At 51.3% G+C, this 13,311-nt stretch carries 11 protein-coding genes; 7 read left to right on the top strand and 4 right to left on the bottom strand.

The genetic code is table 11. The features are described 5' to 3' along the window. Positions 1 to 975, top strand: coding sequence for a CHAD domain-containing protein (locus AWQ24_RS11980; RefSeq protein WP_030006850.1), 975 nt, complete (start codon positions 1 to 3; stop codon positions 973 to 975). On the opposite strand, the gene AWQ24_RS11985 is transcribed toward AWQ24_RS11980, so the two are convergent. Then, entirely contained in the window at positions 938 to 1,771 is an 834-nt protein-coding gene (locus AWQ24_RS11985; protein ID WP_065716944.1) for a DUF3598 family protein, read from the bottom strand. The two genes, AWQ24_RS11980 and AWQ24_RS11985, sit on opposite strands and share 38 nt — an antisense overlap. 442 nt (positions 1,772 to 2,213) lie before the next feature. Here AWQ24_RS11985 and AWQ24_RS11990 point away from each other — a divergent pair, with 442 nt between their 5' ends. Then, positions 2,214 to 3,590, top strand: coding sequence for a choice-of-anchor I domain-containing protein (locus tag AWQ24_RS11990; RefSeq protein ID WP_157094622.1), 1,377 nt, complete (start codon positions 2,214 to 2,216; stop codon positions 3,588 to 3,590). Between the two features lie 112 nt (positions 3,591 to 3,702). Here AWQ24_RS11990 and clpB read toward each other — a convergent pair whose 3' ends face one another. Then, positions 3,703 to 6,297 carry an ATP-dependent chaperone ClpB gene (gene clpB, locus AWQ24_RS11995; protein WP_065716946.1) on the bottom strand — a complete coding sequence of 865 codons (2,595 nt, stop codon included), beginning with the start codon at positions 6,295 to 6,297 and terminating at the stop codon, positions 3,703 to 3,705. 205 nt (positions 6,298 to 6,502) lie between these two features. Continuing rightward, positions 6,503 to 7,588 (bottom strand): 3-isopropylmalate dehydrogenase, encoded by a 1,086-nt coding sequence (leuB, locus tag AWQ24_RS12000; protein WP_012307950.1) that lies wholly within the window; start codon positions 7,586 to 7,588, stop codon positions 6,503 to 6,505. Positions 7,589 to 7,624: 36 nt separating this feature from the next. Between leuB and AWQ24_RS12005 the strand changes: the two genes are divergently transcribed. The 5 genes from AWQ24_RS12005 to AWQ24_RS12025 all read left to right on the top strand — a co-directional run bounded on the left by AWQ24_RS12005 (position 7,625) and on the right by AWQ24_RS12025 (position 12,449). Next, positions 7,625 to 7,894, top strand: a complete 270-nt coding sequence (locus tag AWQ24_RS12005; protein ID WP_198158652.1) for a hypothetical protein — start codon at positions 7,625 to 7,627, stop codon at positions 7,892 to 7,894. Positions 7,895 to 7,900: 6 nt separating this feature from the next. Continuing rightward, positions 7,901 to 9,133 (top strand): NAD(P)/FAD-dependent oxidoreductase, encoded by a 1,233-nt coding sequence (locus AWQ24_RS12010; RefSeq protein WP_012307951.1) that lies wholly within the window; start codon positions 7,901 to 7,903, stop codon positions 9,131 to 9,133. Positions 9,134 to 9,163: 30 nt separating this feature from the next. Then, positions 9,164 to 10,648, top strand: a complete 1,485-nt coding sequence (locus tag AWQ24_RS12015; RefSeq protein ID WP_065716947.1) for a TldD/PmbA family protein — start codon at positions 9,164 to 9,166, stop codon at positions 10,646 to 10,648. Between the two features lie 191 nt (positions 10,649 to 10,839). Then, positions 10,840 to 11,619, top strand: coding sequence for a pseudouridine synthase (locus tag AWQ24_RS12020; protein ID WP_012307953.1), 780 nt, complete (start codon positions 10,840 to 10,842; stop codon positions 11,617 to 11,619). Continuing rightward, the gene (locus tag AWQ24_RS12025) at positions 11,616 to 12,449 is read left to right on the top strand and encodes a RodZ domain-containing protein (RefSeq protein ID WP_065716948.1); all 834 of its coding nucleotides are present in this window, start codon (positions 11,616 to 11,618) and stop codon (positions 12,447 to 12,449) included. The genes AWQ24_RS12020 and AWQ24_RS12025 overlap by 4 nt, the downstream gene beginning before the upstream one ends. A 2-nt stretch (positions 12,450 to 12,451) precedes the next feature. On the opposite strand, the gene rsmI is transcribed toward AWQ24_RS12025, so the two are convergent. Next, positions 12,452 to 13,297, bottom strand: a complete 846-nt coding sequence (gene rsmI / locus AWQ24_RS12030; protein ID WP_065716949.1) for a 16S rRNA (cytidine(1402)-2'-O)-methyltransferase — start codon at positions 13,295 to 13,297, stop codon at positions 12,452 to 12,454. Positions 13,298 to 13,311 lie beyond the last annotated feature (14 nt).

Genomic DNA, 13,311 nt, shown 5'->3' on the forward strand with positions numbered 1-13,311 from the left:
ATGATGCAGCCACCCCAAACACAAAGTTTTGGCGATTGGGCACATAAGGCGATCGCCAAGCATTACAAAAAAATCCTCAGCCACGAAGCGGGGGTTTTAGCCGACCGTGATCCAGAAGAATTGCACCAAATGCGGGTGGGGATGCGGCGCTTGCGCAGTGTGTTATTGGGGTTTGCCCCTGCCCTGGTTTTACCGGAGGCTTTGACCCCGAAACAGGTGGGTCGTTATGGTCGGGTTCTGGGGAAGTTGCGGGATGTGGATGTGATGACCCTGACTTTTCGGGAGCGATATCTGCCCCAACTGCCGACCGTTGAAGTCACAATTCTCGAAATTGCCCTCAAAAAATTAGCCAAGCGTCGTCAAAAACAACTGACTAAGGTGCGGAAATTTCTCAACTCGGCCCGTTATGGGGAATTCAAAGGGGCGACCCAGGCTTGGTTAGATCAACCCCAATATCAGGCGATCGCCTCGGTGGACATTCAACTGATCTTGCCGGATTTACTATTGCCCCAACTCAGCGAACTGTTGCTCCATCCCGGTTGGTGGGTCGGTTACAGTCCGAAGAAGCTCTCGAAAAAACAATTAGAAACGCTTTTTGCGACCGACAGCCCAATTCTCCATGACCTCCGCAAGGCCGCCAAGCGATCGCGCTACACCATGGAAATTTTTGCGCCTTTTTATGGCGAAGATTATGCCGATCAGCTCCAGGCGATTAAGAAAGTCCAAACCCTCATCGGTTTGCTCCAGGATGATGCAGTGCTGCAAGCATTTCTAGAAAAAGCCCTCGGTAAAACGTTTGATCAGGAGTTACCTACCCTCTGTGAGATTTTCCACGATAATCGCCACCAGACTTGGCACCAGTGGACAAAACTCCAGCACCAATTTCTCGACGCCGAATACCGCTATCAACTACACCAAACTCTCTGCCAACCGCAGCCTAGGCCACCCGTCGCTCAAAAATCAACGTCGAACTAACCCATTCACCCCGGTCATTGTAATTGCGCATGATCCGTTGTCGTTCGTTGTCGCTGACGAGCCAACCTGCTTCCACAAAAAAAGCTTGCCGCTGGGCCAATTGGGGCGGCACATTCATCGAAGCCCCATCGGGTAATAGCACCAGATTGCGGGGCGTACTGCCTTCCGTGAAGCGAATCGTCTTGCCTTGGATCTGTCCTTTAGAGGCGATGGTTTGGTGTTCTAATTCGAGGGTCTGGTGGAGATAATCGCCTTCTTTGCTGAGGGTTAAGCGGCTCTGGTGCACCTTGGGGGGATCGAGATCGGGGGTGTAAACGTAGTATTCCGCTTCCCAGGTACCCAAAAGTTGTTCCACAGTCAGTGGTGGTCGTTCCTGGGCATTGCTTCCCTCACGAAATTCTCGGATAAAGACCAATTTATTGAAGGTAAAGGCATCGCCATACATTTGCACCATCCGCATCCGGCGATCGCCTTTGATAAATCCATATTCGGCGATGAACGATGAGATGGACGAGAGACACATGGAACCTTTCGAGAAAGACCCCGTATCGAAAAACATCGTGTGCCGCCCCAATCCGGTAAATTCCTGGGACATATTGCTGGTGGGTTCGCTGTCATAGACGCCATTTTCAAAGCGCCGCAGGGTAAACAGCACCTTATCCCGGTTCCCGTCGATGAGTGATAGAGTCAAAATAGAGGGGACTTCCGTGGTGATCTCGCCATCTAGATTGACCCCCGCAAAGGAACCGCGCCAGTTCCCCAGATTTTTTAGAAAATTTTCCCACTGACTGGCCATCGTTATGTTTCCCTGACTAAACTGCACGGTCTTCTATTGTGCCGGAGAAAGAAAAGGGAAAGCAACTCCATCATGGATCCATGCGGGAAGGTCAAGGTTAACAATGCTTCAGCATGGCTCTAATTCCTTCGCCTAATTAAGACATTATCCCCTTGATTTAATTACTTTTAGTTGCACCTTAACTAAAAAATATTTGACTAAAAAACAATAATAAAATCACAAAAAATAGTCTTTACAAAATCTAAAATTAAACTTTGCTTAGTTTCTTTTTAACTCAATCAATTCTCTTTCCATTGTATCGTTGGGGTCGTGGTATTAATCAGATAAATATTAGGTAATGAACTTAAATAGTGGTGTGAAAAGCTTAGTGGCATCAATGGTGAAGCCCAAGCTACAAGCTAGTTTCAAGTTAGCTCTCTTATCGACTCTTGCCGGCCTTCCATTGGGCACGCTAATCTTTCCGCCCCAAGCGATCGCCCAAAACGCAACCATTCGAGGTGAAGTTGTTTTCACATTAACGGATCTCGCCGGTGCAGAAATGCTCGCTGTCACAAAAGATGGTCGCCACGCCCTTGTGGTCGGCGCAAAAACAGCGACCTTAGTGGCGATCGAAGATAATGCCTTAACCGTCGAAGGGACTTGGACCCTAACGGACGAATTTTTGCCCGCAGGTTCTGCGGACGCCGAACTCACTGGAGTTTCCATTAGCCCAGACGGGGCCTTCGCACTCATCGGGGTCAAAGACGCAGATGACGCAAATCTGGATACCTTTGACGAAATGCCAGGCAAGGTCGTGGCCCTCTCTCTCCCCGATCTAGAACCCCTTGGGCACGTAACTGTAGGTCGCGGCCCAGACTCCGTGGCGATCGCCCCGAATGGTCAGTTTGCTGCCGTCGCCAATGAAGATGAAGAAAACGAAGAAGATCTGACGAACCTAGAAAACGGCGCTGGAACCGTTTCGATCATTGATCTCCGACGTGGCCCCAATCGCATGACCCAGGTCGAGGTGCCCATTCCCCCCGACAATATTCCCTTTTTCCCCCACGACCCACAGCCTGAGACGGTTCGCATTGCGGCTGATAGCTCTTTTATTGTCGCCACACTACAAGAAAATAATGCTGTCGCTCGCATTGAAATTCCCTCTCCTTTGCCCAGACGTCTAACCCCTGATATCTTTTCGGTGCAAAACTTTGATGTCGGCGTTCGTACGGGTTTCGGTTTAGTTCAAGATAAAGTTGGAGAAGGAAGCTGTCGTTCTGGCAGCTATGACCTATCCCTCAGACAAGAATTCACCTCTGCCCGTGAACCCGATGGCATTGCCATTACCCCAGATGGTCGCTACTTTGTCACCGCCGATGAAGATAATTTGACCAATGTCAATAACCAGTCCTACGAAGGAATTCCCTTAAGTCCCCATGGTACCCGCAGTATTAGTGTCTTTGACGCAACCACGGGTGAACTTTTGGGAGATAGCGGCAATTCCATCGAAGAAAGCATCATTGCCCTCGGCTTGCCCCAGCGCTGTAACAGCAAAGGCCCGGAACCTGAGGTTGTTTCTGTTGGTGTTGTAAATGGTCGTACCCTGGCATTCGTGGCGATCGAGCGTTCAGATGCGATCACAATCCATGACATTTCCAACCCCAGAAATGTTCAGCTGCTCGATACTGTCGTTCTCAACCCTGATGTTGTTCGGGCCGATCAAGAGGCTGGGTTTGAGCCAGAAGGGATTGAATTTATTCCTGCAACGAATCAAGTGATTGTCTCCAACCCAGAAGGCAACGCCATGAGCTTGGTAAACATCAATGTGATGCCACGCTAGGCTTTTTCTTGCGTTGAGTTTAAACAAATAAATATTTAGAAACTCAAGACCCTGTGTTAGCTTCTAAGCCTCTAACACAGGGTTTGTTGATGAAGATGAATTTCAAAGGCGTTTAAACACTAAAAGTCAAACGTTCATCTTTCACATCGACTGTAATGGCACTGCCTGCTTTAAATTCACCCTTGAGGATCCCTTTGGCGATCGCCGTTTCGACATATTTCTGGACGGCCCGCTTGAGGGGTCTCGCACCATAGACCGGGTTATAGCCCACCTCGGCAATGAAATCATAGGCTTCTGGGGTGAGTTGAATGCTGATCTTCTGTTCGGCGAGGCGTTCGGCAAGGCGATTCACCTGAAGTTGAACAATGGAGCGCAGTTGATCCTTTTGTAGACCATGGAAAATAATCAGTTCATCGATGCGGTTGAGAAATTCCGGCCGGAAGTTCGCATTCATCGCCTCCATTACCCGATTGCGCATTTCCTCATAACGGGCATCATCGCCGGCAATATCCAAAATGAATTGGGAACCGATATTACTGGTCATGATGATCACCGTGTTTTTAAAGTCCACTGTCCGCCCCTGGGAATCGGTCAAACGGCCATCATCCAGGATTTGCAGCATCACATTAAACACATCGGCATGGGCCTTTTCAATTTCATCAAAGAGAATCACCGAGTAGGGACGGCGGCGAATTGCTTCCGTTAACTGGCCCCCTTCTTCATAGCCCACATAGCCTGGAGGCGCTCCCATTAAACGGGAAACGGCGTGTTTCTCCATGTATTCGGACATATCGATCCGCACGAGGGCTTCTTCGGTATCAAAGAGAAATTGGGCGAGGGCTTTGGCGAGTTCTGTTTTCCCGACCCCCGTCGGCCCCAGGAAAATAAAGCTAGCCGTGGGACGGTTGGGATCGGCGAGTCCGGCGCGCGATCGCTGGATCGCTTCGGCAACGGCGGTAACGGCTTCTTCTTGGCCGACAACCCGACGGTGGAGTTCTGCTTCGAGGTGGAGCAGCTTTTCTTTTTCCGATTCGATTAATTTACTAATCGGGATACCTGTCCATTTTGAAATGATTTCAGCGATATCCGACTCGATCACTTCTTCGCGCAACAGAGATTCTCCGGTCACCTGTTGGGCCGCAAGATTGCTCTCGATATCTTTGATTTTCTGTTGCAGTTCCGTCAACTTCCCGTAGCGCAACTCTGCCGCCTTATTGAGGTCATAATTGCGTTCGGCCTGTTGAATTTCTAGGTTGGTTTTATCGATTTCCTCCTTGAGAAAGCGAATTTTGTCGATAAATTCTTTTTCCGATTGCCACTGGGCGTTGAGTTGGGACTGCTCTTCCTTGAAATTGGCCAGTTCTTTTTCCAGCTTGGCGAGTCGCTCGAGAGAAACTTCATCTTTTTCCTTTTGGATGGAGAGTTTTTCCATTTCCAACTGGAGAATTTTCCGGTCAATTTCATCGAGTTCTTCTGGCTTGGAGGTGATCTCCATCTTCAGTTTGGCTGCAGCTTCGTCCACCAGATCAATTGCCTTGTCCGGTAAAAAGCGATCGCTAATGTAACGGTTGGAGAGCATCGCGGCAGCAACGAGGGCTGTATCGGCGATTTTGACCCCGTGGTGCACTTCGTAGCGTTCCTTCAGACCCCGCAGAATCGAGATGGTATCGACCACATTGGGTTCGTTGACCATCACCGACTGGAAGCGCCGTTCCAGGGCGGCATCTTTTTCGATGTATTTACGGTATTCATCGAGGGTCGTCGCGCCAATACAGCGCAGTTCACCCCGGGCGAGCATGGGTTTAAGCAGGTTCCCAGCATCCATTGCCCCCTGGGTCGCCCCAGCGCCGACAACGGTGTGGATTTCGTCAATAAAGAGAATGATCTGCCCTTCGGAGTCGGTGACTTCCTTTAAAACAGCTTTGAGGCGTTCTTCAAATTCACCACGATATTTTGCCCCAGCAATGAGCGACCCCATATCCAAGGCGATTAGGGTGCGATCTTTTAGGGATTCGGGGACATCACGGTTAACGATCCGCTGGGCTAATCCTTCGGCGATCGCCGTTTTCCCGACCCCTGGTTCCCCGATCAAAACCGGATTATTTTTCGTGCGGCGGGAGAGAATTTGAATCGTGCGGCGAATTTCATCATCGCGACCAATGACCGGGTCTAGTTTGCCGTTGCGGGCGAGACTCGTTAAATCACGGCCATATTTTTCTAAGGATTCGTATTTCCCTTCCGGGTTTTGGTCGGTCACCTTTTGATTACCTCGAATTTGCGTAATGATCGTCTTTAATTTATTTTCTGTGAGGTCAAATTCTTTGTAGAGATTTTTGCCAAAACGGTCATCTTTGGCATAGCTCAAGATTAAATGTTCAACGGAAATAAAGTCATCCCCAAAGGATTTTCGGTGTTGATCGGCGCGGTCTAAAAGGAGGTCTAAACTCCGGCCTAAATAAACCGATTCGCTCGGTTGGGATATTTTCGGTTGCTGGGCAATAAAGGTTGCGGTGCGGTCTCGCAATTTGGCCAGGGGAATCTCCGCTTTGGTAAAAATACTTTTCGCGAGGCCGTCTTGCTCTAACAGTGCCTGTAGCAGATGTTCAGATTCGATCTGCTGCTGCTGATTTTGTTTGGCAATGTCCGGCGTTTGGGCGATCGCCTGCCAGGCTTTTTCGGTAAATTGATTCGGGTTAGTGGGTTGCATAGGACAGAACAATAAATATTAAGATAAAGTCCCATCGCTTCTCCGAAAAGAAACCCTAGAACTTACCCATTTATTGTATTTTTGTCTGGAGAATTTGACAGTAGGGGAATCCGTCTCGAAAAGTTCAGGTTCCCCATGGCCAAAAAGTGTTTTCAAAAAAATAGCCCGCCGAATTTTTTACCCGCATCAACCTCCAAGGTGAGACCTAAGCATTGAGGGCCGCCAAGAGTTTTTCGCCCATGCCTTTACAGCCCAGGAGAGTCATGCCCTCGGACATGATGTCGCCGGTGCGGAAGCCTTGATCGAGGACCGTTTGTACCGCTTGTTCGATTTTGGCTGCTGCTTCTGGTTGGTCAAAAGAATAGCGCAACATCATCGCCGCACTGAGCACCATCGCCAGAGGATTCGCCTTATCCTGGCCAGCAATATCCGGCGCAGACCCATGGACGGGCTCGTAAACTCCTGGGCCATCCGCCCCCAAACTAGCCGAGGGCAACATCCCGATACTCCCCGTGAGCATGGCGGCGGCGTCGGAAAGAATGTCCCCAAACAAATTTCCCGTAACAATGGTGTCAAACTGCTTGGGGGCGCGGATGAGCTGCATGGCGGCATTATCCACATAGAGATGGGACAGTTCCACATCGGGATAATTTTCGGCCATCAAATTGAGGCGATCGCGCCACAGTTGCGACACATCCAGAACGTTTGCTTTATCCACAGAACAGAGACGTTTACCCCGTTTTTGGGCAATGTCAAAGGCGACTTTCGCAATGCGATCCACTTCCGATTCGTCATAGACCATGGTGTTAAAGCCCCGTTTCTCGCCCGTTTCTAAAGTGACGCTGCCTTTGGGCTTCCCGAAATAAATACCGCCAGTAAGTTCCCGCACTACCATAATGTCTACCCCTTCGACCACGTCCCGCTTCAGGGTAGAGGCATCAATGAGCTGGGGCAAAATCGTGGCCGGACGCAAATTTGCAAACAGACCGAGGCCCGCCCGCAAACCCAATAAACCGGTTTCTGGCCGTTGCGCCCGGGGCAGGTTATCCCATTTGTAGCCACCAATGGCCGCAAACAATACCGCATCGCTGGCTTTACAAGCATCTAGGGTCGCTTGGGGGAGGGGTTCCCCAGTGGCATCAATGGCTGCGCCCCCCATCAAAGCTTCGGTAAAAACAAACTCTAGATCAAATTGTTGGCCAATGGTTTTTAAAACGTCCACTGCCACGGCCAAAATCTCGGGGCCAATGCCATCGCCAGGGAGGAGGGTGATCCGGTATTGCTGGGTCATAGGAGGGTGTTGATCTAGATATTTTTGCAACTGTTTATGATAGCGGGTTTTGGGCGGCCCCAAGGGGCAAATGTTAAACTAGAGACGTTATTTGACCCGGTGTGTCGCCCTGTGAATCGCTCCAATTCTTCCGGTGTTCTCTACCTCTTTATTACTTGTCTCGTCTGCTTTTTGTTGCTCTGGATTTTGCGAGGGTTTGGGGTGCCGCCCTTTACGCTACTGCCGGGGGGCATCATCAATATCATGTTGCTCCTGACGCTCCTTTCTGGGATCCTCTATGGGCTGGAGTGGACAAAGAATTACTAACAAACCATGGCAAGATTAATCGTCGTTGGGGGCGGTGCGGCGGGTTTTTTTGGGGCGATCGCCGCTGCCCGGACGAACCCAAAGTTAGAGGTGATTATCCTCGAAGCGGGTAAAACATTTTTGAGCAAAGTGAAAATCTCTGGGGGCGGCCGCTGTAATGTTACCCACCATTGCTTTGATCCCGTGGAATTAGTCAAGGCCTATCCGAGGGGCCAGCGGGAATTACGGGGGGCCTTCAGTCAGTTTCAACCCCAGGACATGATTGCTTGGCTCAAGGCCGAAGGGGTCAAGCTCAAAACCGAAGTCGACGGACGAATGTTCCCGGTGACAGACGATTCCGAAACGATTATCCGGGCTTTTCTCGCAGCAGCAACCCAGGCAAAAATCCAATGTCGCACCGGGGCTGTTGTGCAAAGCATTATTCAAGATGAAACAGGACAATTTCAGGTGAATCTCAAGGGGGGCGATCGCCTTTTGGCTGATTTCATTTTGTTGGCGACGGGAAGTCATCCTTCCGGGCATCGATTGGCCGCCACCTTGGGCCACAAGATTATTCCGCCGCAACCATCGTTATTTACGTTCCAGATTAATGATCCCCGTCTTCAGGGTTTAGCGGGAGTGAGTGTGTCTGAGGCGACCGTCAGCATCAAGTTAGATAAAAAGAAAAAGCTCGAACAAATGGGGCCACTGCTGATTACCCATTGGGGCCTCAGTGGGCCAGCGGTTTTAAAACTCTCGGCTTGGGGGGCGCGCACGTTAGCCGAACACCGCTACACAATGTCCCTCACGGTGAATTGGCTCCCCGACATTAATCCAGAAACCCTCCGTCAAGACATCCAAACTTTTAAGACCCAACATCCCAAAAAGAAAATTACGACCCTTGCTCCAGTAGACCTTCCCAAGCGTCTATGGCAAAGTTTGACCCAAGCTGCGGGGATCAGCCCCGATCAAAATTGGGCGGATCTCGCGAAAAAACAACTGAATATCCTCTGTCAAGAATTAACCCAGGGCCAATACAACATCCAAGGGAAGGGCGTTTTCAAAGAAGAATTTGTCACCTGCGGCGGTGTTTCCCTCAAGGAAGTGAACTTCAAAACCCTCGAAAGTCGCCGTTGTCCTGGCCTCTTTTTCGCCGGGGAAGTGCTCGACATCGATGGGATTACGGGGGGCTTCAATTTCCAGAGTGCTTGGACGACCAGTTGGCTCGCGGGTCAGGCGATCGCCCAAAATATTCATTAAGATCACAACAACCTCATTCTTTTTTAAACCATGGTTCAAGCCGCGCCTCACCCCCAACATGTGACGTTTAGCGACCTCGCCCAGGCCGCCATTCAGCTAATCCGAAACCAGGGTTGTGAGTACGGCGAAATTCGTCTTTGTACCTATCGCAAGCAGCGACTCTGGGCCCAGGATCGTTCCCTCAAACGCCTCAGTGATAATGTGAGCGCTGGTTTTGGGGTGCGAGTCCTATGGCAGGGGGCCTGGGGATTTGCCGCGAGTCACCGGCGGACGACCGCAGAAATTGTGCGCGTTGTGCAGTTGGCCATTGATATTGCTAAAGGCAGTCGCCTCAGCCAACGGGAACCAATTCGCTTGGTGCCAGTGCCAGCCTACCGCGATCGCTACGAAACGCCGATTCAAATTGATCCCTTTGCGGTATCCCTCACGGAAAAGACAAACCTCCTCCTCGATTTAACGGATCGGTTCTTAGGCCATGATCCCCAGATTAAAAAAGCCTATGCCTATTTGAGCTTTACCCAAGAAGATAAAATTTTTGCATCGACGGAAGGGTCGTTAATTGAACAACGGCTCTATCGCAGTGGCGCCGGGATGGGTTGTACGGCGGTGGCCAATGGAGACGCCCAGGGTCGCAAATATGAGCGATCGCCTTTGAACCTCGGCTACGAACACATCGAACCGGAAACCCTCCGGAACAATGTCGCGCGCGTCGCCCAGGAAGCTATTGAGAAAGTCCACGCCCCCGAAGCCCCCAGCGGTGAAACCACCTTGATCCTCAAGCCGAGTCATCTCTGGTTGCCGATCCATGAATCTGTCGGCCATCCCACGGAGCTAGACCGGGTCTATGGCTATGAGGCAAATTTTGCCGGGACGAGCTTCGCCACAACAAATCATCTCAATCAACTGCAATACGCAGCCCCTTGGGTCAATTTCAAGGCCGACCGCACCCAACCCGGTGGCCGCAGCACCGCTGGCTATGATGACGAAGGGGTCAAGGCCCAGGAATGGTACGTGGTTAAAGATGGTATTTTGACGGATTATCTCACCGACCGGGAAACCGCCCATCGCCTTGGCCGCCCGGAGAGTAATGGCTGTGCCTTTGCCGATAGTTGGGCCAGTGTTCCCATGGTGCGGATTCCGAATCTGGGCCTCGAACCTGGGGAACCAGGGGGCGATCGCACGGCAACCCTCGCGGCAATGATCGCCGATACCAAAGGTGGTTATCTCATCGACGGAGATGATACTTTTTCCATTGACCAGCAACGGCGGAATTTCCAGTTTGGCGGCAATGGCGTCTGGCGGATTAAAAATGGCCAGCTTCAAGGCATGGTCAAAAATCTTACCTACCAGAGCATGACCACAGAATTTTGGAATAAAGTCGAGGCGATCGCCCCGGCCTCAGAATTAGAACAACGGGGCACCGATATGTGCGGCAAAGGCGAACCGATGCAGATTGCCCAAATGACCCACGCCTGCGTCCCCATCCGGGTGGGGAACATCACCATTGGTCGTTAAGCCGACGAAATTACGCCGGACGTCGTGGGTAAATGATCAAGGTCAGCCCACGCTTTGGCTTACTTTTGTCAAGGAATTTCGACATCTGCCTTTGATTTTAGGTATTTATGCGGGGAAACAACACCTGCTAAGATTTGTAAAATATGACTTGCAATTTTCCTGGCTTTTTAGAAACCAGCACTCCATAATCTATGGCTGAAAGGGTGCAAAAAATTCTCGCCCGTTGGGGCATCGCGTCACGGCGGGGAGCAGAAAAACTCATTCTCGCTGGACGGGTGACCCTCAATGGCAAACCTGTTCAATTGGGTGATCAAGCGGATCCAGAAGGCGATCGCCTCTGTGTTGACGGTAAACCCCTCAAGGCGACCGAACGCCCGCGACATTACTATTACTTGATCCACAAACCCAAGGGGGTGGTTTCCACCTGCGCAGATCCCAAGGGACGATCGACGGTTTTAGATTTGCTGCCCCCACCGCTCCGACAGGGAAAGGGCATTCACCCCATTGGCCGCCTCGATGCCCAATCCACAGGGGCGTTGCTGCTGACCAATGACGGTAATTTCACCCTGGCCCTGACCCACCCCCGTTACCACATTCCCAAAACCTATCGCGTTTGGCTCAAGGGGAAAGTGCCAGAGCATGTCCTCGACCAGTGGCGTCAGGGGGTAATGTTGGGCGATCGCCGTACCTTGCCCACCCAAATTCACCTCAAAACCATTACCCAAGATAAAACCTGTATTGATATCATGCTTACCGAAGGGCGCAACCGCCAGATCCGTCGGGTCGCTGAACAGCTCGGTTTTCCTGTGGTAAAACTCCATCGTCTCGCCATTGGTAACCTACACCTGGGCGATCTGCAACGGGGCCAAGCCCGTCCCCTAACGAAAGCGGAGATCAAACAGCTCCGATCCCAATATAATTCTAATTTCCCATTCCATTCATCCGCCCCAGTCCGGGAGTACCAAGCATGAAGGAGACAGCGATCCATTCCCCCATCCCCCAGCAAGAATACCTCGCCCAAATTGGTGTCCAGTTGCAGCAACAACGCCTCGCCAAAGACTGGTCCCTCGCCTTTGTGTCCCGTAAAACGAACATTCGTCGGGCACTCCTTGAAAATATTGAAGCGGGTCGCCTAGAGCAACTCCCAGAACCGGTTTATCTCCAAGGTCTCCTGCGCTGCTATGCGGAATGTCTTGGCCTCGATGGAACGGCGATCGCCCAGGAATTTCCCCAAGCCGAAACCCAGAACCGTTGGCATATTCCCCGCTGGAGCCAATTTATCTACCATTTCCAGTTGCGGCCTAGTCATCTGTACCTTGCTTACTTGTTGATCATTGTCGCCACGGTGCAATCCTTGGGCAATATTGTCCGTAACCAAAACCCAAGCCTGACTCCCCAACTCGATCCAGCCCTCCTGGAGAGTACAACCCCAGCCCGTCAAGACAGTAACACAGCCCAAACCACAGCACTATCCCCATCAGTTACCTCCCCTATTGCCTCCGACAACAATGGGGCAGATACACCAGAGTCCGTAGTGGTAGATATTCGTGCCCAGGAAATGGCCTGGATGCGCGTCGAAATCGACGGTCAAACTGCCTTTGAAGGAACTCTCCCCAAGGGCACCCAAAAACAATGGATCGCCGATGAAAGTGTGCGTGTCCGTTCCGGTAATGCCGGGGCCGTTTATATCACCATTAATAATCAACAACCCCATCGTTTAGGGGAACCCGGTGCCGTCGAAGAATTTACTTACCAAGCAAAAGCAGACAACAACAAACCCAAAACCCAAGCGTCTTCCTAGAATTAACCCTCTAGATCGGTGCTGAGTTGGTAGACGTGGCGGCGGGAGAGGTTGAGTTGTTGGGCCAGGGTGCGACTGGCCCCGGAGCGGCTCATGCCCTGTTGCATTAACGCCTCAAGTTGAGCCAAAATTTCGGCATCGGTCAGTGCCTCTTGGTCAGTTTGTGGGATCGCTCCGGCCAAGACCAGGGTGAATTCACCCTTGGGATTGTGCTGTTGGTAATGGGTGAGGGCTGTTTCGAGGGTGCCGCGCCAAAATTCTTCGTGGAGTTTTGTCAGTTCCCTGGCACAGACAAGGGGGCGATCGCCTTCAAAATGTTCCAGTAAATCCGTCAGGGTTTTCACCAATCGATGGGGTGCTTCATAGAAAATTAGGGTGCGGGGTTCCTGACACAGTTGCTTTAGTAGTTGATGGCGATCCTTCTTTTTTGGGGGTAAAAAACCTTCAAAGACAAATTTTTCCGATGATAGCCCAGAGGCAATTAAGCCCGTGAGTCCGGCACTGACCCCAGGAATGGGTACCACCGTAATTTCTGCTTCGATCGCACTGGCGACCAACTCAAAGCCCGGATCGCTGATCCCCGGTAATCCGGCATCACTCACGAGGGCAATATTTAGCCCACTGCGTAATTTTTCGAGGAGTTGCGCCTGCCGTTGATGACGGTTGTGGTCGTGGTAGCTAATTTGGGGGGTGGCAATTTGAAAATGCTTGAGAAGTTTGCCGGTGTGTCGGGTGTCTTCGGCGGCGATCAGATCGACGTTTTTGAGGGTGGCGATCGCCCGGAAAGTCATGTCATCGAGATTGCCGATGGGGGTGCCCACCAAATAAAGGGTGCCGGAGGTCGTCATGGTTTACGTGAGAA

Origin of the sequence: Picosynechococcus sp. PCC 8807 (genome assembly GCF_001693295.1) — a bacterium.
Lineage (GTDB): Bacteria > Cyanobacteriota > Cyanobacteriia > Cyanobacteriales > MRBY01 > MRBY01.